General features: G+C 48.1%; 19 protein-coding genes and 1 pseudogene. 15 read left to right on the forward strand and 5 right to left on the reverse strand.

Annotated features, from left to right (window positions below; translation table 11 throughout):
- Positions 1 to 133: 133 nt before the first annotated feature.
- Positions 134 to 979 carry a hypothetical protein gene (locus O3C43_05880; protein ID MDA1066014.1) on the reverse strand — a complete coding sequence of 282 codons (846 nt, stop codon included), beginning with the start codon at positions 977 to 979 and terminating at the stop codon, positions 134 to 136.
- Positions 980 to 1396: 417 nt separating this feature from the next.
- Between O3C43_05880 and O3C43_05885 the strand changes: the two genes are divergently transcribed.
- From O3C43_05885 to O3C43_05905, 5 genes and pseudogenes are all read left to right on the forward strand, one after another.
- Positions 1397 to 1654, forward strand: coding sequence for a CopG family transcriptional regulator (locus O3C43_05885; protein MDA1066015.1), 258 nt, complete (start codon positions 1397 to 1399; stop codon positions 1652 to 1654).
- A 2-nt stretch (positions 1655 to 1656) separates the two neighbouring features.
- Entirely contained in the window at positions 1657 to 2088 is a 432-nt protein-coding gene (locus O3C43_05890) for a PIN domain-containing protein (protein ID MDA1066016.1), read from the forward strand.
- A gap of 45 nt (positions 2089 to 2133) precedes the next feature.
- Positions 2134 to 2397, forward strand: a complete 264-nt coding sequence (locus tag O3C43_05895; protein MDA1066017.1) for a hypothetical protein — start codon at positions 2134 to 2136, stop codon at positions 2395 to 2397.
- A gap of 490 nt (positions 2398 to 2887) precedes the next feature.
- Positions 2888 to 3085, forward strand: a pseudogene (locus O3C43_05900) (hypothetical protein).
- A 587-nt stretch (positions 3086 to 3672) separates the two neighbouring features.
- Positions 3673 to 5592, forward strand: a complete 1920-nt coding sequence (locus tag O3C43_05905) for a hypothetical protein (GenBank protein ID MDA1066018.1) — start codon at positions 3673 to 3675, stop codon at positions 5590 to 5592.
- 113 nt (positions 5593 to 5705) lie between these two features.
- On the opposite strand, the gene O3C43_05910 is transcribed toward O3C43_05905, so the two are convergent.
- Positions 5706 to 7127: a sulfatase gene (locus O3C43_05910; GenBank protein ID MDA1066019.1), complete on the reverse strand. Its 1422-nt coding sequence runs from the start codon at positions 7125 to 7127 to the stop codon at positions 5706 to 5708.
- Between the two features lie 7 nt (positions 7128 to 7134).
- The gene (locus O3C43_05915; protein MDA1066020.1) at positions 7135 to 8595 is read right to left on the reverse strand and encodes a sulfatase; all 1461 of its coding nucleotides are present in this window, start codon (positions 8593 to 8595) and stop codon (positions 7135 to 7137) included.
- Positions 8596 to 8770: 175 nt separating this feature from the next.
- On the opposite strand from O3C43_05915, the gene O3C43_05920 reads away from it, so the two are divergent.
- Positions 8771 to 10228 carry an arylsulfatase gene (locus O3C43_05920; protein ID MDA1066021.1) on the forward strand — a complete coding sequence of 486 codons (1458 nt, stop codon included), beginning with the start codon at positions 8771 to 8773 and terminating at the stop codon, positions 10226 to 10228.
- Between the two features lie 499 nt (positions 10229 to 10727).
- A complete protein-coding gene (locus O3C43_05925) occupies positions 10728 to 14456 on the forward strand; it encodes a chitobiase/beta-hexosaminidase C-terminal domain-containing protein (GenBank protein ID MDA1066022.1) in 3729 nt (1242 codons plus the stop codon).
- Between the two features lie 101 nt (positions 14457 to 14557).
- On the opposite strand, the gene O3C43_05930 is transcribed toward O3C43_05925, so the two are convergent.
- Complete coding sequence (locus tag O3C43_05930; GenBank protein ID MDA1066023.1) at positions 14558 to 17416, reverse strand: peptidylprolyl isomerase; 2859 nt, start codon at positions 17414 to 17416, stop codon at positions 14558 to 14560.
- 554 nt (positions 17417 to 17970) lie between these two features.
- Here O3C43_05930 and O3C43_05935 point away from each other — a divergent pair.
- On the forward strand, positions 17971 to 18672 hold the full coding sequence (locus tag O3C43_05935) for an N-acetylmuramoyl-L-alanine amidase (GenBank protein MDA1066024.1): 702 nt from the start codon (positions 17971 to 17973) through the stop codon (positions 18670 to 18672).
- On the opposite strand, the gene O3C43_05940 is transcribed toward O3C43_05935, so the two are convergent.
- Positions 18669 to 19475, reverse strand: a complete 807-nt coding sequence (locus O3C43_05940; GenBank protein MDA1066025.1) for an NAD(P)-dependent oxidoreductase — start codon at positions 19473 to 19475, stop codon at positions 18669 to 18671. The genes O3C43_05935 and O3C43_05940 overlap by 4 nt on opposite strands.
- 309 nt (positions 19476 to 19784) lie before the next feature.
- Here O3C43_05940 and O3C43_05945 point away from each other — a divergent pair, with 309 nt between their 5' ends.
- The 7 genes from O3C43_05945 to O3C43_05975 all read left to right on the forward strand — a co-directional run bounded on the left by O3C43_05945 (position 19785) and on the right by O3C43_05975 (position 24851).
- Complete coding sequence (locus tag O3C43_05945) at positions 19785 to 20423, forward strand: c-type cytochrome (protein MDA1066026.1); 639 nt, start codon at positions 19785 to 19787, stop codon at positions 20421 to 20423.
- Between the two features lie 153 nt (positions 20424 to 20576).
- Complete coding sequence (locus O3C43_05950; protein ID MDA1066027.1) at positions 20577 to 21281, forward strand: cytochrome C oxidase subunit II; 705 nt, start codon at positions 20577 to 20579, stop codon at positions 21279 to 21281.
- Between the two features lie 44 nt (positions 21282 to 21325).
- A complete protein-coding gene (locus O3C43_05955) occupies positions 21326 to 23017 on the forward strand; it encodes a cbb3-type cytochrome c oxidase subunit I (GenBank protein ID MDA1066028.1) in 1692 nt (563 codons plus the stop codon).
- A 23-nt stretch (positions 23018 to 23040) separates the two neighbouring features.
- Entirely contained in the window at positions 23041 to 23619 is a 579-nt protein-coding gene (locus O3C43_05960) for a cytochrome c oxidase subunit 3 (protein ID MDA1066029.1), read from the forward strand.
- Between the two features lie 16 nt (positions 23620 to 23635).
- Positions 23636 to 24025, forward strand: a complete 390-nt coding sequence (locus O3C43_05965) for a cytochrome C oxidase subunit IV family protein (GenBank protein MDA1066030.1) — start codon at positions 23636 to 23638, stop codon at positions 24023 to 24025.
- An 11-nt stretch (positions 24026 to 24036) separates the two neighbouring features.
- Positions 24037 to 24630, forward strand: coding sequence for a cytochrome c oxidase subunit 3 (locus O3C43_05970; GenBank protein ID MDA1066031.1), 594 nt, complete (start codon positions 24037 to 24039; stop codon positions 24628 to 24630).
- A gap of 2 nt (positions 24631 to 24632) precedes the next feature.
- Positions 24633 to 24851 carry a hypothetical protein gene (locus tag O3C43_05975; protein MDA1066032.1) on the forward strand — a complete coding sequence of 73 codons (219 nt, stop codon included), beginning with the start codon at positions 24633 to 24635 and terminating at the stop codon, positions 24849 to 24851.
- The last annotated feature ends 8 nt before the right edge of the window (positions 24852 to 24859 follow it).

Genomic DNA, 24859 nt, shown 5'->3' on the forward strand with positions numbered 1-24859 from the left:
GAATTGCGACAAAAGCGACAAGATACGGGTGCTATCGATAAAGAAACTTCAATCGATTCTCTAACATTGGACAACATGCGCAGGATCTTAAACTGCCTTGAGAAATTAAAGCATAGCGACCTGCGGTAACAAATTACTTTTTCATTTTTTCCAGGTGTTCTTCGAAGGCTTTCAGGGTCTCTTCATTGGGTGGATAGACACCGATCATGGATCTTCCTTCCAGTATCAGTTGGCGCTGGAAGTCTTCCCTAAAGGTGTGGTGCTCGGCGTCCGCCAGGACCTCTTCGACCATATGGGCGGGAATCACCAAAATTCCGTGAATGGCACCCACGATGTAGTCGCCGGGCACGATGGTCACTTCCCCCACCTGAACCGGTGCCTGATAATCCCAACTAGTGGTTCGGGGTTTGACCGCACCAGCGTGTCCTTTGCCGTCTTTGGTAAACAAAGGCATGCCCATGGTTATAAAGGCTGGGACATCGCGCATCGCACCGTTAACGATGATTCCGGAACAGCCGTTTACCATGGCCCGGGTGGAGGTCACATCGCCGCTCGGACTGGCGAGAATATCTCCTCCCATATCAAACACAATCACGTCGCCTGGCTGCGCGTCTTCCGCTGAGCGGTAGTTGAGTTGTAACTCTTTGTATTCATCCGCCAGGTCCTGCCTGAAAGGCAAATACCGTCCCGTGCGTGCGCGGCCAACCAGCCGCATATCATCGGCAACCGGTTCCACCGCATTGGTAAAACAGTAGGGATAGCCATGCGACCTCAAATAACCCCAGGCGGACTCAATGTTGATGTTCAGTAAACGGGTATAAAGCTCCCTGTCTTCCTTGCTCAACAGGTCAGCCAAATACTCCGGCAGTTCATACCTGGGATGCTCAAAGCTTAATTTGGCATTCTTGGAAAAAGAAGAACTGCCGCAGAGAACCAGTGGAATAACAACAGAGAATACTCGTAAAAAATGAGAAGACATAAAATTGGGGGTTAGGTTGTTTCGGGTAGGTGAATAAACATCAGCCGATCAAAAAGGCGGCAGGCGAATTTGATTCAAAGGTAGAAACTTAAACATTGAAAGGCGAGAAACTTTTCCTGCTTCCCTTGGCGAAAAGTTGAGGAAGGATGGCAGGACGGGGACAGGTTTTAGTATATTTGTATCGATCTACAACCGGACGAAGAAGACTAAAATTCCCTTGTTACGCCGAGCTTCACATACAAAGCAAACTAGGAGCTACCTGTCCCTGTTTTCCGTCTTATTTCCTGAAGCTAACCCACATCCAAACCAAAATAATGGTATTCCAGCGATTATGTTAATGTTTTGCGTAGAACCCCCTTTTTTTCACTGTAAAATATAGAATCTTGACATATGTATGTCACGTGACAGATTTCTGTCATGCAAACAACCTTGCGCATTGATGACCAGCTTTACCGCAAGGCTAAAATGGAAGCTGCACGGGAAGGTATTTCTTTAACGAAATATCTTGAGGACAGCCTTCGTAGACGACTTGACCAGGGTTCGGCCAGCGTGGCTGGCGAATGGAATCTCCGGGTATGCGAAGGCAAGGCTCCCTATCCATCCGGCGAGGATTTGAAGAAGTCCATTGAAGCGGTTTTGCTGGAAGACGACTTGCAGAAATTGGGAAGTGCCTAGGAATGGCACTTTACATTCCAGATGCCAATATCTTGTTGAATGCACTGCGGAAGGATGCGCCTTGCCACAAAGTTTGTCGGTCCTGGTTGCAGGCGCGGGCCAGGCAGGGTGATTCGATTGGACTGACCGAAGTGGTGGAAATCTCTCTTCTCCGTATCGGAACCCACCCGAAAATTCTATCTATGCCGTCAAGTGATGTCCTGGCGTTCTGGAATGAAGACCTGTGGTCATATAAAGGAGTCTCCCGCTTGGCACCTGGATCCCGTCATTCCGAAATCTTTTCAAAGCTCCTAAGCCAGCTGGAACTGAGTGGAAACGATGTGAACGACGCGTGGTTGGCGGCTATTGCCATGGAAAACCAGGCGACTTTGGTTAGCCTCGATCAGGGCTTTTCACGATTCAAGCAACTGAGTTGGCTGGATCCGTCTATATGATACCGACGCCACCTTTACCAAAATGGCTGGGACGGCGTCATCGGCATGGAGCACGGCGTCAGCCCCAAAGCCAAGGAAGCCGAGACACGATTTATCGAGCTGACTTTGTATACATCGCAACCGGATGCCTTGTTCTCGTGTTACGCCAATGATCTCGGCATGAAAGTGACCGAAGGTAAGGATCAATACTTTGCGGTGGAGCTGGGAGAATCCGTATTGATTTGGGAACCGGCGGAAAACGGAACCTGCCCGATTTACCATTACGCCATCAACATTGCGTTGGCCCCAATTTTTCCCGCCGAATCTTAACGGCTCGTGGGTGATGTCGTCGAGGTGCTCCCCGGGGTGGCGATCAGGTCCTACCAATAATTCAGACATAAGACAGTTTATGATTAAACTGCTCTCGGTCAGCCCCCATCATCCTTTTCCTGACGCTTTCCGATTTAACAGGTACTTGAAATATTGCAATCAGGTTGCAATATTTCAAGTACCTGGACGAAGTTCTACTTGCCCTGAAACGGAGTCCAGTTGTTGCATTGCTCTGAACCAGACTGTGCGGCAAGGGGCGAAAAATGGGAACGAACCAAGTTGTTTAGAGCAATTTGATTTCAGGTACAAGAGGAATTGAAATCCGGGATGAGAGTATTGATTGAGAATTCGGAAAAGGCACTAACACAAACTGTTTTAGATCAAGAGCAAATTCGCAATAAAACACTAAACAACTAGGTCCGTCCCCATACCCTTGGCCAGGTCCGTCCCCATACCCTTGGCCCTTGATACGTGAAGAAGGATTACCCTACGTCCGTGGTTTCGTCATCAGGTTTACGCACCGGGATTTTACACCGGTTATGGAGTTAAATCCTTTCCAGGAATTCGCGAAGCCATCGAAGAACGCAAGTGGAGCGAAGAGGAGGAGCAAGTGCAGAATGCCACAGTTTCCCTTCTGAAATACACGCTTCAAGTGAAGAAGGCCGCTGGTTTATTGGTTATTGAGTAAAAAAAAATCCCGCACAAGAAATATACCGTTACCTTTCTTCGATTCTGGCTATTGAATCATTGATGAAATGATTTGTCAGGATTTCGTTTTACACATTGTAATAGATCGGGAATTTCCCTGTCCTTTTAACCATCCCACCACCCATTCCTAAGAAAGATCCCTAAACAACCGTGACTTGTCTCCTTCATACTGCTTATGGGGTCCTTTTTTCTCTATGAATATGTTACGTGCAAGGGTGTAATTAAAAGTGCGGGGAGTTGGAACATTACCGCAGTTGGTTTCCAGATTCGGGTTGTAAAACAGGTAGGGCGAGTGCGTCCCCGCACCGCCGCCGAATGTTCTGGAAATACACGGCACTGCGGGGACGCAGTAGCCCTACCCATCCCGGTTGCAAGGAAATTGGATTGAGTGGTTCTGTAGACAGAGAAACCGGATTCTCCCCGTGGATAAAATTGAACCCCGCATTTGCTCAGATTGCAAAGAATTGTGGGCCATTCCGGACACACTATGATTGTCATTGTGTCCGGGGCTCTTTATGTTGCTCGGATCAAATTTAATTGACCACCCTAAGTACGAATCAGTTTCCCATGAAAAAACCCGTTTCTAATACATACCTCTCCGGACTTACCTGCATCCTGCTCTTGTGGATACCCTGTCTCTCCGCGCAAACCCTCACCGTCACCACGCCGATGCCGGCTCCGAACTGGGCTCTCCTGGAGAGGGAAGTTCTTAAGGCCAATACGGCATCGATCGAAGAATTCTGCCGGGTCTACCTGGACGAGCGGGGCTACCTGTTGCACACCCCGCGCAATTGCAGCCTGGACGGACCCGACGATGCCATTGAGACCTTTGCCAACATGACACTGCTTCCCGCGCTGGGAGCTTCGAAAAACATTTATCAGCTCTTTCTGAAAGGGCAGGAAGGACACCTGCGGCAATACAAGGAAGTCACCTCGGTAACCACCAAGATCGCCCGGAATTCCGATTACTACAAAGATTTCCGTCGCCAGACCGACTGGTTTCACCAGGGGGAAGGCCTGCGCGGCTTCTTCTTTCAGCCCCTGTTCGATCCTCAGGATGCCATTTTCCAGGAGCGCATCCGCCGCTTCGCCGGTTTTTACATGAACGAGGATCCCCACGCCCCAAACTACGATCCGGAAGTGAAGATTATCCGGAGCATTTTCAACGGCAGTGACGGACCCCTCATCGGCATGGCCACCCAGGAGGATTGGATGGGCGACCCGGTGGAAGGCCGTTTTATCCTCAACCACACCAGCGGCGGTGAAATGTTCGACTTCATGGAAAACTACGAGCTGATGCTCTCCCACTTTGACGGCTTCGGCAACAGCACCGGCGACAATCCGCTCAACCTGGTTACCACCATTCTGGCCCTGAACGCCTACATGCTGGAACACGAACCGAAATACAAGGACTGGCTGCTGGAATACGTGAATGCCTGGAAGGAGCGTATCGAGCGGAACGGGGGCAATATTCCCTCCAACATCGGACTCGACGGCTCCATCGGGGGTGAGTTCGGCGGCAAATGGTACGGCGGGACCTATGGCTGGGATTTTTCATTCTGGGAACCGGCCTACAACAAGCAACAGTATCACAACAACGTGCATCACGGGATGTGGCCCGGATTTGCCAACGCCCTGCTGCTGACCGGCGACCAGCGTTATATCGACGTCCTGCGGCGTCAGATGGACAATCTGTATGCCGAAAAGAAAGTGGAAAACGGCCAAACCCTGATCCCGCGTCAATACGGCATCGGTTACGACAAGACCAGGCCGCTCAAAGGCCCGCTGCCCGAAGGCCACATGTGGGATCTGGAACACGAACGGGGCAAGGAGCCGAAGTGGTATCATTACGTGCCGGAAAGCTACTGGACGCCGCGCATGACCGAAATTTACCTCTGGTCGATGAACCGCAAGGATCTGGAGCGCATTCCGAAAAAAGGCTGGATTGGTTTTCTGGAAGGCGAGGAACCGGACTACCCGGAACAGGCGCTACGCAGACAGTTGTCCATTATCCGCGAAAGCATGGAAGAATTGCGTAATGATCCCACCACCGCAGATACCCGGCTGGCTGACTGGCCTGCCCAGTACAATCCTCTGGAACCGATGATGGAACTCAACCGCCTGATGCAGGGCGGCTACATCGCCGCGAAGATGTATGTGCTGCACTGCCGCGTGCGTTATTTCGATCCGGCAGGGTATCGTGCCGGGCTGCCCGAAGACGTGGCCTCCCTGGTCACGGGCATGCACGAGGACTGGACCAAGGTCACGCTGGTTAACATCAACCAAGTGGAAGCCCGCGACGTGGTTTTGCAAACCGGTGGATATGGAGAACACCAGTGTACGCGCGTCGAAACCGGGGAAACATCCCTGGCGGTTAATAACAACCATTTCGTGGTGCGCCTGGAACCTGGGGCCGGCGCTGAGCTAACCATCTACCACGATCGTTACACCAACCAACCTACGCTGAAATTCCCCTGGCACCATTGACCCTTTCCGGCTAAAAAACCACACAAAGTGAGCTGATGCAGAAGGTCCCGTTCCATCCTTCGCCATAGCTGTGGATTCCTGAGGAAAGCTACTCCTGCAAATAAGGTAAAAACTCAAATTCTCGGATAGGGAATCTGCGAGCCGGTTTCCGCCTGCAACGCCTTGAGTTTGGCGAGCAGTTCCGCTGTTTTTTCCGGACGTGTTTTGGAAAGATCGTTGGTTTCGCCGATGTCGTCCTTGAGGTTATACAGCTCCACCTTTTCGTATTCGTAAAATTGAATGAGCTTCCAATCTCCGTCCCGGATGGCAGCGCCCGGCGTCCAGGTTGACCCATGATAATGGGGGTAGTGCCAGAAGAGGGAGCGGTCCTTAACCGACTTTCCGTCTATCAAAGGTTTGAGGCTGATGCCGTCCCTGTGTAGTTCCGGTCGTGCAGGAAGTCCGGCCAGGTCGAGTAAGGTGGGAAAGAAATCCATGCTGATAGCTGGTGTATCAATGGTTTTATTGGAGGTCTTTATTCCTGGTGCGCGAATGATTAGCGGTACTCGAATTCCGCCTTCGTAACACCAGCCCTTGCCAGCTCGTAGTGGAACGTCTGAGGTAGGGCCTGGTCTCGCCAAAGTGGATAATCCTCCGTTGTCCGAAGAGAATAGGATGATGGTGTCGTCTTCGAGGTTCATCGCCTTAACCGCGTCGAGGATTCGTCCCACACTGTTATCGAGTGCTTTCATCATCGCGGCGTATTTATGATCCGATTGGTTGAGCCTGGTAACTCCCATGTGCTCCTGGCGTGTGACGATTTCACCGCCATTGGGAAGACCCTTCTTCTTCTCTTCGAAATAGTCATCGTATTCGTCCCATCCCTGGATCGGTGTGTGGACGGTATAGTAAGCCATATACATGAGAAATGGTTTTTCGGCATCGCGCGTTTCGAGGAATTCGATGCATTCGTTGGTCAAGCGATCCGTGAGGTAGCGGTCATCGGGTTTATCTTCCAATTGAGGATTGTTGAAGGGTGCATAATAGCCTCCAGGAGGACTGCCCCTGTCGTGGCCGCCCTTGTTGATGTCAAATCCCTGGTCTTGTGGATAATGGCCCTCGTCGCCCAAATGCCATTTGCCTGCATAGAAGGTTTGGTAGCCGTGTTCTTTGAGTGCTTCCGCAAGGGTGACTTCTTCAAGTGCCAGGTTGTAACGATCTTCCGGAGTTACAAGCCGTGCATCGGGTTCTTCCTTTCCGGGAATCCAATCGGTGATGTTCACACGAGAGGGATACTTGCCCGTCATGATGGCTGCGCGGGTAGGGGAGCAAACAGGGTTGGGGGTATACGCGTTGGTGAAGCGAGCTGACTCTTTGGCGAAGGCGTCGATTCGTGGAGATTCATAGAAGGTGCTTCCGTAACAGCCGAGGTCCGCCCAGCCGAGGTCATCAACTAATAGTACGATAACATTTTTAGGAGTGCTTGCCTCTTTTTGCTTGTTACAGCCTGTGAAGCCTAATGAGAGCGCTAGTATGAGAATGGTGAAATATTTCATATTGGGATTATCTTCCGTTGTTGTTTAAACTTTTGATCAAGAAATCGGCTGCCAAAACTGGATGGTATTCAGGATTGGGATCTGTGGGAACCTGGGCGTTTACACGGTTGCGCCAGGCTTTCAATTCTTCATAGAGCTCCTTCGCCACCTTGGGATGAGATTTTATAACGTTGTTGGTTTCTCCGAGATCCGTGGCGAGGTTGTAGAGTTCCAGGGCTCCGTCCTCAAAGTATTCGTGGAGTTTCCAGTCCCCCTTCCTGATTATAGAACCGGGTCGTGTTCTGAAAAGAGGATCTCGTCCGTCATCCTTGTTGGGATGGTAAGTTTGCAGATAAATAGGGAAATGAAAATACAAAGAGCGTTCCGGCATTTTCCCTTTGCCCAACAGTACGGGAGAAAAATCGATACCGTCCAACGGTTGATTTGGTAAACTTGCTCCCAAGAGAGTGGCGAATGTTGGCATCCAATCCACAAAGGTGACTTGTGCATCTGATTGGGTGCCCGGTTGAATATGTCCTGGCCAGGATACCGTCATAGGAACCCGGATACCGCCTTCGTAATAGGATCCTTTTCCTGCGCGTAAGGGGTCCTGAGGTGCGATCGCACGAATACCTCCATTGTCTGAGGAAAAGACGATTAAGGTGTCTTTCTTTAAGTCTTCACTTTCGAGGTAGCTGAGGACGCGTCCGATTTGAGTGTCCATATTATCCACCATCCCTGCATAAACCGGATTGTCGACACCACCTTGAGGTCCTTTCTTTTCGTACTTTTCTATCAACTCGGGTTTAGCCTGCAAGGGCGTGTGGACGGCGTAGTAGGGGAGGTAGAGAAAGAAAGGCCGATTCCTGTCTCTTTCTTCAAGCCATCCTAATGCCTCAGTGGTAATCCGGTCGGTCAGGTATTCGCCATCAGGTCCGCTTTCGAGGAATGGATTTTCCCAGGGTGCGAAGTAGCCTCCTTTCGGACTTCCCACTGTCCAGCCACCAATGTTGCGGTCGAACCCCTGGGTGCGCGAGTCGTCGCCCAAGTGCCATTTTCCTGCCTGACAGGTTTGATAGCCCAGCCCACGCAGTACCTCTGCGAGCGTTACGGCTTCGTCGTAAAGGTGGTCGACGTTTTTTGTAGGTATCAGTTTTCTGGTGACCGCGTTTCCCCTGTCCGATGGACTCACCGTGTAAATGCCGTGTCGTGGTGAAGCTTGTCCCGACATGAGGCAGGCTCTCGATGGTGCGCAATTTGCAGCCCCTGCATAGGCTTGGGTAAAGACCATGCTTTGTGCAGCCAATTTATCAAGATTCGGCGTCTCAAAATAAGTAGACCCCATAAAGCCTGTATCCTTCCAGCCGAGGTCGTCGGCCAGTATGAACAAGACGTTTGGCTTCGACGAGCTCACCACAGGTGGCCGTTCTTGGCCGCTAAGACCTACTAAGGTTGAACAGATTAAGAGAAGTGAAAGGAATCGGGTCATAAATCTCATAGGGTAATTGAGTCGTTTCGGAAAAGCTCCGAATCGAAGACGAATATGCAAAAGCAACCAGAATTTAAAAGCAGATACAAGCCTGTCGAGAATTCAGCGAATTATTAAACCAAATTTGTTGGCGGAGGGTTGACTCGTTTCTTGGAGCCGGATTCGCTCTGTCCTCATGTTCAATCGTTTACCCTATAGTTTGTTGCTGCTTTGCGCGGTATTTTTTTTCGTGGGTTGTTCGCCCAGCTCCGACCTCGCCGAGAGTCGACCGACCAATATAATCTATATTTTAGCGGACGATCTCGGTTACGGTGATTTGAGCAGCTGGGGCCAGACGCATTTCAAGACGCCGAATCTGGATGCGTTGGGAGCTAGCGGCATGCGTTTTACCAGGCACTATTCTGGAAGTACCGTTTGTGCGCCGTCACGCTCCTGTCTTATGACGGGGCTGCACACCGGGCATACACCCATCCGCGGAAATAAAGAAATTCAACCGGAAGGGCAGGAACCTTTACCTGACGAGACGGTGACTCTGGCAGAAGTTCTTAAAGAACAAGGCTATGCCACAGGTGCCTTTGGTAAATGGGGACTTGGTTTCCCCGGAAGTGAAGGGGATCCAATAAAGCAGGGCTTTGATGAATTTTTCGGCTATAACTGTCAGCGCTTCGCCCATAATTATTATCCGTATCATCTATGGCATAATGAGCAGCGGGTTGAACTGACGGAAAATACAGGAACTGCCGAAGGTGTTTACGCGCCGGTATTGATTCAGGAAAAAACACTCGAGTTTATTGAAGCAAACAAGGATCAGCCTTTTTTCTGTTATGTGCCTCATGTGGTGCCACACGCCGAAATGTTTGCTCCTGAGGAATACATGGCTCGTTTTCGCGGAAAATTTCCTCCAGAAAAATCGTACGAAGGGGCCGATGAAGGCCACCCGATGTATCGCGTGGGTTCCTACGGTTCACAAAAAGAAGGACATGCGGCTTTTGCCGCCATGGTTACCATGCTCGATGAGCACGTGGGTCAAATTGTTGCCAAGGTCAAAGAGCTGGGGCTGGAGGAGAACACCCTCATTATTTTCACATCAGACAACGGACCACACCAGGAGGCCGGCCACGACCCCGCCTATTTCAACAGCAATGGTGGATTGCGTGGTGTTAAGCGCGATCTTTACGAAGGCGGAATTCGCGTGCCGATGATTGCCAGCTGGAAAGGAGTGGTTGAAGCAGGGTCAGAATCGGATCACAAATCTGCTTTCTGGGATGTATTCCCGACCGTGGCTGAGGTAGCTGGAGTTGCTTCACCTGCATCAATCGATGGCATCTCATTTCTGCCAACCCTGACCGGAAATGGCGAGCAATTTGAACATGAATACTTGTACTGGGAGTTCCACGAAAGAGGCGGTCGTCAGGGGATTCTAAAAGGTAATTGGAAGGGCGTGAAGTACGACATAGACAAAGTCCCACGTGCGGCTTTGGAGCTTTATGATTTGTCCAAGGATCCGTATGAGCAAACCAATGTGGCCGCTCGTTTTCCAAAGGTGATCGCTGAACTCGAATCTTTAATGAAGGAAGCTAACACGCCTTCACCCATAGAGAAATTCAATTTCTCACCTCCGTCTGGAGAATAGAACTCGGCAGCCTACCCCCTGGAAAGAATCGGATTCGACCTGCCACCCCTTCAAAGGGATCAAAACAACTATGATTCTGTACCCATTATTCTGTTAAAAAAAGAGACAGAATCATTGTTAACAAAATCATAGGGTTGGATTTTTGATCCGCCGCAAAATGGGGTATAAAGATCTGGTTAGGAAGTCTGTGCTGTATTTTACTGCACTTCTTTCCAGTCTTGAGCACAAACAATTTTCTTCAGTCCGCCAACGTGTTTTGCCATTGCCCTTAGGCGACGGATGGAAACCGCGATTCGTGAATCCCGGCTTCCCGACTAAAGTCGGTCCTACATTTGTTTTGGATGAATATTACCCACTCAGAAGGAATCGGCTCCTTGTCTAAATTATGGGAAAGCTCTCAGATTGACTTCCACGAAATCGACCAAAACTCTATTCAGCTGATATGCGCCTTAGTACACGTTTCTCTCTCTCGTTTCTTTTAATAATAATTTTGTCTTCAGTGGTTTGGCTTCGATTCCAGCCGGTAGTGGAGCAGCAGGATTCTGCTTCAAACCAATCGGTTGAAAGCGTTGCCCGAAACACTGATTCAACACCGGCAGCAGGCTTAGCGATCGATACTAAAGAAATCCTGGATTTTCAGTCTTGGATGTCTGAATTTCGTGGAGGTAATCGAGAGGACGGATTCTTGCAGCAAGGGTTGCAAATCGCCGAGGCACGGCGGTCTCCCATGCTTCAATTAATTCAAACCAATAGTGCTGCCGCATTGGGAGCCGCCATAGGCTATGCTGATTATGCTGCGCTGCCCCAAAACATTAAGGCTATGGTTGAAGAACCGTTTACTACAACGGGCGATGTTCAAGTAACTGCCATTTGTGACCATGAGGACCATACCCCTCAATATCATGTGAGTGTTTACCTCGAGGATAAAACTCGGCTTCGAATTGGAGACGAGTACGAGGCTCGTACCGGTCTCTCCAAATTGGATGTCCCCATCCAGGGAATAGAGTTGGATGGTTGGGCAGTTCTCGATTCCAAAGTATTTGATGTCGTGGACGGGGAAGATGCAGATTGGGCTCACGAAACCTTACCCATCGGGAATCCGGATCCTGAGTTGGACTTCTTAACCGGAGAGGAGCTTGGACCAAACCCGGTTACCACGGTAGCCGGTGGATTTGTTTTCTTTTTCTCAAATGAAGAGACTTTGGCTGAGTTGGAGCAATTGGTGCATGGGTTTGATCAGTTGCCTGGAAAATATACAGGAAGTTCGGTCATCTATTCAGAGGAGGTTCAGAATGTTCAGGCAAAAGGATTTCCAATTAAACAAATTCAGGATAGTCAATTGCAACTCTCCATAAACGATACGACCGGGGATAAAACCTCGCTGTTTATCCGGGTCGTTTTCTCGGACAAACCCGATGCTCCGATCAGCAAGTCGGATTTGGAAACTCAGATTAATGGACCTGTTTCGGATGCACTTGTGAATTACTCCTACGACCAAACGTCGATGACGGCGACCGTTACAGAGGCGATTTATGAGGTGAGCATGGTTAGTACGGAATATGCCTTCACTGGAGGTGGTGATAGTGTCGATGAGTCGGATCTGTTCGATGAGGCTGTCGCATTATATCAGGTAGATGTACCCGGAGATCCGTATAATACTTATGATATCGTAGGGGTTGTTTTCCCAAAAATTGATGGAGTAGGCTGGGCTGGGCTGGGAACCGTCGGTGGCGCCGATTCTCGCCACTGGCTGAATGGCGTAGCCAGCTCGGAAACGATCATCCATGAGTTTGGCCATAATTATGGACTCAGTCATTCAAACTACTGGGTATTTAACAGCACAAATACTGCCTCTACTAACCCAGTCGATACCTCTGGGGCGAATGAAGAATACGGCGACTTCTGGGATGTTATGGGTGATGGAGATTCCACACGTGGGCACTTCCATATGGCTGCGAAGCGTTATCTAAGTTGGTTGGGGGAAAGTCAGGTTGAAACCATCGACAGTGATGGGACATATGAACGCACAATTTTTCGCTTCGACCATGAGAACGCCAAGTCTGACGGATTGCAGGGCCTGGAAATCAAAAAAACCAACAACGAAAATTACTGGGTAGGTTTCCGTCGAGCTTTTGAATCGAACGCCAATTATTATCGAGGGGCATACATTTTGTGGGAGCGACCTCCATCCGGGACTGATAGAAACCAGGGTTGGATTATTGATACAACTCCCGGGTCGGAAGGGGAACGTCAGGATGCTGGGATTTCTCTCGGTCGGACCTATTCAGATACGACAGCTCAAGTGCACATCACCCCCATCGCGGTCGGTGGTAGTTCACCAAATGAGTATCTGGATGTCGTGGTAAATGTAGGGGCCTTCACTGGAAATAGTGCCCCAACCGTTTCGATCACCGCGCCGGCTACTGGAGATGCGCGAGCTTCTATCGCTTTTTCTGCCACGGGTAACGACACCAATGGCGATACCCTTGCCTATTCCTGGGATCTCGGAAATGGAGAAGTATACGAAAGTTCCGATTCTATCAACGCGTCTTTTACGGTAGGAGGTACTTATACGGTATCAGTCACTGTAAGTGATATGAAGGGCGGAACCATGACAGCCTCTGAGCAGATTACCATTTCAGATCCATTGAACACCTGGACAGACCGAAGCTTTGGCTCTACAAAAGATATGTTTTCTCTGGCCAAAAATGGCACTCATGTTGTGGCTGGTGGGAAGTCGACTCTACTCCGATCGACTGACGGTGAGACATGGACCAATGTGAGCCCAAGCGGTATGTTAAATGTTTCCATTAACAGTATTTGCTGGACCGGGTCCGAGTTTGTGGCCGTTGGCCAAGACTATGACTTCGATGTGAATGGATGGCAGGGCGTGATTTACACTTCGTCGGATGGCGAGACCTGGACTCGAGATTTTGAGGCTTCAGCGTTGGCAGGAGGGGCCAGTAACGGGTTTGTAGATGTTGCCTGCAATGAAGAAGGCAGCTTGATCATTCTGGTCGGAGACCGAGACCTGGTATACAAGCAGGAAGATGGAGGCGACTGGACCGCAGTGGATCTTGGATTGAGTGTTTCCACAAGACTGGGTATAGGATTCGGCGGAGGCGTATTTGTGGTCGGTGGGTTCGATTTCACCAATCAACTGGAAGGACTGTACCTATTCCGTACTTCCGATGGAGTTAATTGGACGGATCTGGAAGACAATAGCGATCTGAACTCGAATGCCGGGTTAGATACGATTGCCCACTTTAATGACATCTTTATCGGGAGCGGATTCAACTCCCGAGTCGTATTTTCAGAAAATGGTGGCATCAGTTGGCAGACTTTACAGCAAGGAAACCGACACGATGTGCACGCCTTTGGATTCGGAGCCGGGGTTTTTTACGCGATCGGTGAAGACGAGGACAATGCGGATGCCACGGTGAACTTGGTATCCAGCGACGGAAAGATATGGGAAGAAGTCGAGGCCGAGGCGACTGAAGAAGGAAATGCGGTCATCTTTTTCAACAACTCATTCATCATTGCTGGTGGAGGGCGTTTTAATAATGAGGATGATGGCTTTATCAAGCAGTCCGGTCTTGTGGAGGCTGCTGATGAAGTGCTGGCTGCTCCGATTATTTCTCCTTCCTTTGGAGGATTCAGCGATTCTGTTGATGTAACGATCACCACGGATGCCGAAGGTGCTCAGATAAGGTACACCTTGAATGGATCGGAACCGACAGCGAGTTCAACCCTCTATTCCGGTGCCATCACTATTACCGAAACCACAACCGTAAAAGCCAAAGTCTTTAAAAGCGAACTCGACCCGAGTGTCACAGCTTCACGGACATACACCAAGGCTTTAGAGGGGTTTGCCGCCTGGATTGATGGCTTCGAAGTAGGTGATGAAACTGTTGCCTCAGACAATCCAGACGGAGACTGGGCGAATAATTTCTTTGAGTGGGCTGTGGGCAGTCTTCCCAATGATGGTGACTCGGTTCCTGACGCTCCTGAACTATCCTTTAACTCTTTAGGGAGAGCGGTATTTACAATCAGTCGATTTGCTAAGTCCGCCGATGTGACTTTGTCGATTGAGAAATCGACAGATATGAAGACATGGGATCCGTTGCCAACCACCCCCACCACGGATAGCGCAACCATGTTGGTCCTGGTTTCGGATTCGGCTATCAACACCTTCCCCTGTTTCCTGAGAATTAGGGCGAAAGATTAAGAAGAGGTTTCCCGGTCTTCGATGGACGTTTGGCTAATGTTCGCGAGGACTTGCTGGAGATGGGTAATTTCCAGTGACGCAAATCCCGTATGCTATGGTTCTTATGGACCTGTTATAGTGAATGTACCATTGACCGTATTTCGAGCTGTAGGAAAGAAGACGGCGACTGTTCCAGAAGTAGCTGTGTTGTACTTTAGGAATATTTGCTGATCGAGGAGGAAGTCGTTCGTAGTGATTACCTGGTCAATCCCACCGCCGATATTTTCAAACCACTGATAATCCGTTACCAAACCATTAGTTGGCGTGGCATTGTCCGGAAAGAAACGTGAATACGTTCCTGTGCGACTCGTGAGAAAAGTAAACTCTTCTTTGTCAATTAAAGAATTTCCATTGGCTAGCTCCAAATCGATAATCAACTTTACGCCTGTCTTGTTTACAGATTCACGTGGTGGGCTTGCTGTTCCGATTTGGAAGGAAACCGTGCTAACGTTACCGCTATCAAGAAAGAGTACTTCAGCCATTCCTGTTGTTTTTCCCGTGCCCGTATACGTAAGAATGACCTGTATGGGTGAGATGTTTGAGAAGCTGAAAGCCATTAGGTCTGTTCCGTCCGGTCTTTCGAACCAATTGTAGAGATTTAATACTCCTGTTGGTTTGGCGATAGAGCTTGCCTGTGTAGAACTGTAAACACCTGAAAGGTTATCAAAAATATCTATGGTAAGCGTATCAATGGTCTGGCCCCCAAGTGCTAAGACCAATTGCGTTCCGGTTTTATCAACTGTTTCAAGCCTTGGATTCCCTCCCCCTACAATGTATTCATAAGTGGCATCTCCGACAGCGCCTGCGAATGGAAAATGAACTTTCGCCGTTCCCATGGAAGAGGCGCCATTGGGTTGAGGTGTCAGATATACCTGCATTGGGGGTATCCCATTGTCATCGTATACAATATCCACCCGAGTTTCATCTGTTGTTTTTATCCAGGCATATTCAACTATGTTGCCAAATTGATTAACATCTGAATCCGTTCTAGTTGTTTCGTAACCTCCTTCGAAATTGTCGTAGAAGTCTATATTGATCGTAGATTGAACTATGGTGGACAGATCCGGATTCGATACATCCAATACCAGGATGAGCTTATCGCCTTCTTTATCTAAAGCCGGAGGCTTTGGTTCACCAGGCTCGATTTTAAATGTACCGTCCTGGAATTGACGATTGTTTAGAAAGAATACTTTAGCGTTTCCAGTGGTTTCGCCCTCCAGCAAAACTTGTATATCCGCAATTTGATCAAAATCCAGAGTAACGTAAGTTTGCCCGTTAACAACCTGCCACCTGTACAGGACCCCGCCCGTTTGAATAAATTCAGTATTATTACGACTGAGTCTGTAGTTTCCTTCATGTAATCTGCTAAGGGTTTGATCAGTTGAATCAAAAAGTCCGAATAAATCGATTCTGTAGGTTGAAATAACCGACTCTTGGCTAGTATTGGTTGGGACAAATGTTGTGATTATTGTTAACCTCGTTAGATCTTTATTTTCTCTTACGGGCTCTGGTTGGCCATCTTCGAATGAAAAGGTGCCAGTCGCTGTGAAACCTTCAGGTCTGCCCGTTGGATAGTAAAAGTATGCCGACCCTGAGCTTGTTGTTTCGTAGGACAGGTAGGCTTGAACAGGCGAGAATATGTCTGAGGTTATAAACGCTTGATCTCGGTCCATTTCCCCGGGGCCGAGATCGAAGTTCTGGTAGCCGAACACAGTTCCGAATGGTTTCATGTTGGCTTGATCTGAGCGGGTAAATTGCACCCCTCCGGTCAATTCATCGTAGAAATCGACAGTGAGTTGTTCAGGAAGGAAGGTGATAAATAATTGTTCGTTCTCCGTAAGCTCTTTAGGATCAAAATTCAAAATGAGTCTTTTGCCACTTAGGGATGGAGTTGCAGGGAACACTGTCTCCAGCATTCTGTAGAAATGACGTCTGTCAGATGAAATATCCGAGGATGGAAATCTCTGTATGTAGGTTGGTTCCTCGCCTACCTCCAAGTTATCGTTGTCCGGACTAAATCCTCGATCAAAGAAGTCCGTCTTTCTCCAGGACTCCAGGTCGTTACTATCTTCCAATAAGTATTGGCTATTTCTATTGCGCAGCCAAACGGCCTTCAAAACACGAGTTTTGGGTGTATCGGGATTGGAATCCGTATCTTCTAAATTATTTGAAAGAGTTGGATGCGGAGAACGAAAAGTTGGCTGAGGCCAATACTTTGAAGGATCCCAATTGTTGGCTACTGCACCTTCACGGATGATTTTCACTGATTGAATGGTCGCTGTCCAGGCTTCAATGGGGAAGCTGCCTGATGATGGCGCTCGCGCAATTCTCTGCGCGACAAGTTGTCCTTCTACTATCTGACCAAAAATTGAGTGGTTTCCATTTAAATTATCCAGACGTGGTTGCCCTTCTGGAAACTGAGCCATAGTTATAAAAAACTGGCTTCCACCGGAATTTCGATTGATTGCACCATTTGCAGAATTGGCCATGGAAACGACTCCGCCCCCGGTATGATTGAGTACCGGGGAAACTTCGTCTGGAATTTGCCATCCAGGGCCATCGCTTCCCGAACCGTTTCTTGAACCGGTTTGAATCACAAAATTCGGTACGATTCGGTGAAAAATCAAACCATCAAAGTAGGGTTCCGGGTTATCTGGACCTCCGCGAATCGTTTGGGTTTCAAAATCGTACCATTTGATCTTTCCCTCCGCTAGCCCGATAAAGTTGGCTGAAGTGACTGGCGCCTCGGCAAAAAAGAACTGAAAAACAATCTCTTCAGTCACCTGAGCTTGTTCACCTGGGTCAGGATCTCGGTATGTTACTTCAATAACTCCGTAGATACCTTCACTACTAGGAGTGAATGCCGATAGTTGAAAGGCGGTGCTAATGAGGAAACAGACACAAGAAATAAAACGCTTCATAAAAATGAGTAATCGTGGTTGCTAGCACAGTTGATACCGGTGATCAAGTCGGTAAGTCTTGCTGGCTTTAACATGCAAAATTGGTGGAGTTTCCCAGGAAGTTTAACTCTTCAGCATATCTGGAGAATCCAAAAAACGTGGACACAGTATTTAGTCCTTTGTTTCGAGGCTCTTCGGATTCTTGACCTCTCATCTCGTCGTTCAACCTATGATACATGCTTTCTTTGAGTTAAATAGCTTCGGGAATTAGAAAAAGCGTGTCACTGAATAGTGTTAGCTGTCTTCGATCAACTACGAATTTAACCTGCTTTTGGATGCTTTGCTATTTAGAGAAACTCAATTTCTCCCGGATGCCATGGCGAAAAGCAATACAGGCCTCCAATACCATGACTTTATTGGTTATTTGTCTTTATTGTAAAGAGCGCGTCTTTCTGAGGTTGGTTACTTGACTGACTAGCTTGAGGAACTTTATATACCTCCTAATTGTTATAAGAATCTGCAATTTACCGCTTATCCCCTTTCAAATCCTTAAACCTGTATAACCCTTACGGCCAATGAACCGGCAGAAATTCCTCCTTAGAAGTGCAGCTATGATCCTGGCTGGTCCTACTATCCTTCGCGCTGCTGTTTCTGAGCATACTTACACGGTTCGTAAAGGTGATACTCTAAGTCAAATCGCTCAAAAGCAAGGGATGACGGTAAAACAACTCAAAAGTTACAATGGCCTGACAAAAGATCTAATCGTTGTTGGGCAAAAATTAAAGATTCCGTCTGGTCATCAATTTCTGGAGGGAGTTAGAGCGCAAACGACCAAACTTCAATTGAACCGTCCGAAGTGGAAATACATCATTGCCCATCACAGCGCCACCCCGTACGGTAATGCCTCTTCCTACGATAAAGTGGATCGTACCCATGGCATGGAAAACGGGCTGGCCTACCACTTTGTTATAGGTAGCGGTAAAGATTCCGGGGATGGCGAGATTGAAATCGGTTCTCGATGGACCAAACAATTACATGGAGGTCACGTCAGCAAGCAAAGCTACAATGATCATGGCATTGGAATTTGTTTGGTTGGAAATTTTGAAAAAACCAAACCCACGAGTCGCCAGATGGTAGCTTTTACCGAACTGGTGGATTATCTCGGCAATGATTTGTTAAATGGGAACTACAAATTCATGGTTCACCGTGAGGTGAATGCTACGCTTTGTCCCGGGCGCAATTTCCCAACCACCGCCATGCACAAGCGGTTCAACTAAAGATTGTAACAGGATTGGTCTTCCGGCACATAGCCTACTGTTTTTTTTGCATTTGAGATATCCGGCCACAGGTATTTGTTGCCGGACATACCGTAAAAAATGTCAAACTTGAGGCTCTCAGGTGCATTGATACAGCATTCCGCTAGTCGGCCAATGTCGTTCTGCGAGCAATAGAGGGGACTTAAATGTTTGGGATGCTCGTCTCGCGAATTCACAGCTCCTATCCTAATGCAGATACATGAAAGGTCGCTGGAGCTGGAGTAGGCTCTAGCCAGGGTTTCCCCAAAAACCTTACTGGCCGCGTACAAGTTTATCGGCCAAGTCGCATCCGTTGTTTTTATGGGATCAATAGTTTCCGGAACCTTATCGAATTCGCCTATTGGTATATACTTGTAAGGCTCAACAAAGCGAGCCCAGCCCGTGCTTACCTGGATGGTACTGGCTAATACTACCCGGCTGACACGAGCTCTTTTGGCCGCCTCCAACACATGGTAAGCCCCACAGATATTATTCTCCAACAGACTGTCCCAGCCAGCATCGGTATTGGGGTTCCCGGCCATATGTACCACCGTATGTTTTCCCTCAAAGATGTTTGTCAGCTTATCAATATCCGCCAAATCCGATTGAAAAAATTTATCTGCCGGGACTTCAATCGCCTCCTCCGGAGCTACCCGGTCCGACATGATTGAGGATCGATCCATACCAAATACCTCGAAGGCTTCGGGCGATTTTTGGAGCCGTTTATAAATCACACTACCCACCAGTCCATATACTCCAGTCACTAAAACGGATTTTTTAGCCATAAGGTAGGAATTCTGATAACAGTGATTCTTGAGGCAAGCCTCGCGATTCAACTTCTGAGTGAAATTCAGCGACTCAGACCAAGGACTGGTTTAGCTGCTGCTGAATTTAATGGAGTCCACGGGGGAGATTCCATTATATTTGTTTAACGAATCAAATACTCGACATTACCTCAGCTTATAAAATAGACCCTTTGTCCTGATCCTAAAAAATTCGCTGGGAAAAATGCATTGTAAAATAGAAATTCCATCCCCACATTTCCGCATTTCTATCTAATAGAAGTAATGTTCCAAAGAATAATTCCTTCCACTATGTCCTTTCGCTCTATCGCAGTGGCATTCACCACTTCACTCGCTCTTCTTGGGTCATCGCTTTCTGCGCAAGACCTCGTCAGAGGTAAAACGCTGTTCCAAAACTGCGTCGCTTGCCATGGACCTGATGCCCACGGCAACCAGCTTTTGAGTGCTCCTGCCCTGGCAGGTTTGTCTGCCAGCTACATAGAAACACAGACTCTCAACTTTAAGCATAGCATACGTGGTGCCGATGCACGCGACCAAACGGGGCTGCTCATGCGTCCCATGTCGATGATTCTGCAAGACGAGCAAGCGGTCAAAGATGTCTCCGCCTACATCGCTACCCTTACAGCGAAGCCACCGGTTGATACCTTTGTAGACGGCGATGCGACTAAAGGCCAGGCGTCCTACATGTTATGTTTGGCTTGTCACGGTCCAGATGCGGAAGGAAACGAACTTCTCAAATCACCATCTTTGAAATACCAGAGCGATTGGTATATGCTGGCCCAGCTTAAGAAATATAAGGAGGGTATTCGCGGAACCAACCCCAAAGACGTGGGTGGTATGCAGATGCGCCCCATGTCAATGACCCTCGTCGATGAGCAAGCGATGAAAGATGTGATTGCTTATATTCGTTCCATTAGTCCCAAAGAATAATTTACCTGGTCCACTCTATTCATGAAAAAAGATATTTCCGATACCATCGCCACAAAGACCTTTCTTGTTCTTGCTGCAGTATGCATATTGTATGCGGCTGCGGTTTTCATTTTTATTCTTTAAAGCCTGATTTAGTTTCATTCGCTACTTATTATGATCGAAGCTTACGTTGAACGAGCCTCCACCTACGCAGGAGATATCGATAACCTTTTTTCGATGGTCTTTTGGATCGTCGCCCTTTGGTTTGTTGCCGCAGAAGTCGTGTTGTTTTATTTTTGTTTCCGCTATCGAAAAGTGGATGGGGTCGCTACCCAATACATCACAGGAGAGAAAAAATATCACAAGAAGTGGATTTCAATTCCGCATTACCTGGTTTTGTTTTTTGATGTTTTTATCGTAGCGGGTGCCATTGCGGTTTGGTACGATGTTAAACAGAGATTACCCGAGCCGGATTTAGTGGTCGGAGTTATTGCACAGCAGTGGGCGTGGACCTTCATTCATCCTGGAGCGGACGGCGTGCTTCATACCAATGATGATATAACTACTATCGACGAACTCCATATCATGGAGAATGTCACTTACCATGTTGAGATGGAGTCTAAGGATGTATTGCATTCTTTCTCCGTTCCGGTTTTCCGGCTTAAACAGGATGTTATTCCAGGTCGGAAAATTACGGGCTGGTTCAAGGCCACCAAAACGGGTGAGTGGGATATTCAGTGCACGGAAATTTGTGGTATCGGCCATGGCTTGATGCCTGCCCGCATTCATATCAAATCCGCCTACGACCATAAACAATGGGTGGAGCAAAATAGCCCGAATGGTTCGGGTCAAGCTCTCGCATCGATCTCCCAACCCTGAATCTTTGACCGTTTCTTTTTTATAACATGTCTCACGCGCACGAAATGAGTTTCTCGGAAAAGTATATCTTTTCCACTGACCACAAAGTAATTGGACTCCAATATATGTTTACAGGGATCTTTATGGCCCTGATTGGAGGATTCTTTGTTTATGTTTTCCGCATGCAGCTGGCATTCCCGGGTATTGAAGTTCCCTTTTATGGAACGGTAACACCGCTTGCCTACAATTCCCTGGTTACCAATCACGGAACCATTATGATTTTCTGGTTCGCGATGCCTGTCTTAATTGCGGCATTTGGAAATATTCTGATTCCGCTGATGATTGGTTGCGATGATATGGTATTCCCCAGGATCAATCGCCTATCCTACCAGATTTTCCTGCTGAGTGCGATAGTCCTGATCGCTTCATTCTTCGTGCCTAATGGTGGTTTTGGTGGAGCCTGGACAGCTTATCCGCCTTTATCAGCCAATGCAGCCTATAACGCGACTCCATTAGGAGCCCCGATGTGGTTGATTGCGGTCGCTCTGGAATTCGTCGCGTTTCTTCTTGGTGGTATTAACTTTATCACAACCCTGATGAATGCCCGTGCACCGGGAATGACGATGTACCGAATTCCAATGGCTTGTTGGATGATTGTCATCGCGAGTATCCTTTTCATGTGTTCTGTGGGCCCCCTGATTGCAGGAGCCGTAATGCTTCTTTTCGACCAAACACTGGGAACACATTTCTTTGACGCCGCTGGTGGTGGGGATCCTTTACTCTGGCAGCATTTATTCTGGTTCTTCGGTCATCCTGAAGTATATGTGGTACTTCTTCCCGCCATGGGATTTGTTGCAGATATCATGGCCGTAATGGCTCGGAAAAAGCTCTTTGGTTACAAAACCATTCTCTATTCGGTTTTCGCTACTGGTATTCTTAGTTTTGTCGTTTGGGCTCACCACCAATTCATTGCCGGCATAGATCCTCGCATGGCTAACTTGTTTACCGTGACGACTCTTCTGATTTCAGTTCCCATTGCGGAGCTGTGCTTTGTTTACATCGCCACCTTATATGGAGGATCCATTACCTTCAATACGCCTATGCTTTGGGCACTTTCCTTTATGGTAGAATTCCTTATTGGAGGTGTAACCGGAATCTTCCTGGGTGCGAGTGGGGCGGATATTTATTTCCATGATACTTATTTTGTGGTGGCCCACTTTCATTATACTTTCGTGCCGATTGCTATTATTGGCTTCTACTGCGGAATCACTTTCTGGTTCCCCAAGATTTTCGGAAAAATGATGAATGATACTTTAGGTAAGATTCATTTCTGGGGAACGATCATTCCATTCAATTTCATTTTCATTCCACTCTTCTTGTTAGGGGCCGCCGGCCAACACCGCCGTATTTACAACTTTGAACATTTTCAGGACCTGGCTCTACCAGAGTTTTTCAATCTTCGGGTAATCGCCACGGTTTCCCTGATTGTGATGATCGCTTTCCAGTTAGTTTTTGTGGTCAACTTTATCCTTACCCTTCGTAATGGAAAGAAGGCTCCGAAGAATCCATGGAATTCCAATACCTTGGAGTGGACAGCAGAGTCTCCACCCCCTCACGGCAATTGGCCGGTACTGCCTTCTGTTTATCGTGGTCCTTACGAGTATGGTCACCCTGATCGTCTTAATTCCGATTTTTGGCCGCAAGATGAACCAGGCCCTGATCCGGCCGATCCTGATTACAAATCCACCCAAGCATAACCTTTCCATTTTTGATTTAAGCTATGTCATTCCAAGTTCCAGTAGCAACTAACCGCAGCTCAACCGGAATCCCAACCTCACGGCTCGCAGTCTGGTGGATCCTCGCTTCCGAAATCGTAATCTTCGGTGGGTTGATCATGTGTTACCTTATGCTTCGCCTACACCACGAAAGTTGGGGTTTTGAAGCAGCTCACACCAACCCCATTGCCGGTGGCGTCAATACCTTCGTGCTTCTGACTTCGAGTCTGTTTGTCGTTTTGGCCCACCAGGCGGCAGAAGCCAAAGAGACCGATAAATCCGTTCGCTATATCTGGTATACGATTTTCGGCGGATTCATCTTCATGATGGTCAAAGCCTACGAATATACCACCGAAATTACGCATGGGTATGTTTTGACCAAATCTGTGTTCTGGTCTTTTTATTACACCGCTACCGGGTTGCACGGCTTTCACGTTATGGCCGGAATGTTCATCATGTGGATGATTTCCAGAGATGTGAAAAAAGGCAAAAACCTGCATCGTGTGGAAGTGATCGGGATCTACTGGCATTTCGTCGATGTGGTATGGATCTTTCTTTTTCCGCTCCTTTATATCGCTAAATAATTTACTCCTTTTTCTTATGTCCGAAACCGCAGAACATCACGACGATCATCATCCACCTAAGTACTATGTAAAAATCTGGATCATCCTTCTGGTTCTTCTTGGAGTCAGTATTGTGGGTCCTTTGGCTGAAATAAAATGGCTTACCTTGATTACCGCTTTTGGAATCGCACTGGTAAAAGGCGGTATGGTTTGTGCCTATTTCATGCACCTTAACATCGAAAAGAAAGTAGCCTGGTATATACTCTGTGCGACGCTTCTTCTTTTGTTGGTGTTCTTCACCGGAGTTGCTCCAGACGTTATGAAGCCATCCGGGACAAACTGGGAGAGTCTATACCACGAGCCAACGGAGGAAGAATCCAGGGTCCACCATAGTGATGAACATGGTACGCATGACTCGGGTCATTAAAACTACTTCCAATGCAATCTGCCACAGTAAGACCTGCTGGATCGAATCCAGTTGAACGGAAGAAACTCATCCCAAGCAATGTACTTGGAGTGGTGGTCTTCGTGCTTACTGAAATGATGTTTTTCGGTGGACTCATCAGCGCTTACATGATCGTAAAAGCAGGCAACATCATGTGGCCTCCGCCCGATCAGCCCCGGCTTCCTGTTACTTTAACCGCATTCAATACGCTTTTCCTGGTGGGTAGTGGCGTTCTGGTTTATCTCTCAAACAAGTCGCTGGCTCGTGGGGATACTGCTGCGTCTAAGAAGCAACTCGGATTGGCTATTCTTCTAGGTCTCGTTTTTGTTGGCGTCCAGGGATTCGAGTGGGTTCGCATGCTGGGTCACGGCTTAACCATGACCTCCAGCACCTATGGTAGCTTTTTCTATATGATTATCGGTTGCCATGCCTTGCATGTATTTGGTGCCTTGGCAGTTTTGATTAATGTGTTCTTCAAATTCTCCAACTCCGATTTTAAGCATTCCAGCTATTGGGGAGTGCAGGTTTTCTGGTATTTTGTAGTGGGTGTGTGGCCGATCTTATACGTTTTGGTCTACCTATCATGAAAATGAAATCGATAGCCAGCTTCACTTTCGTGTGTTTCTTCTTGGCGATAAACCAGGCAGAAGCTTGTCCGGTTTGCTTCCAGTCAAATGGTGAAGAATCGCGTTGGGCATTCTATGCTACGACCGCATTGCTTACTTTCCTTCCGCTTTCGATGGTGGGAGGTGCTGTTGTTTACCTGAGGAAAAGGTTCGATCGGCTTAAGAACGAGTTGGTAAATTAGTCTGTTCT

The organism is Verrucomicrobiota bacterium (assembly GCA_027622555.1).
Classification (GTDB): Bacteria; Verrucomicrobiota; Verrucomicrobiia; order Opitutales; family UBA2995; genus UBA2995.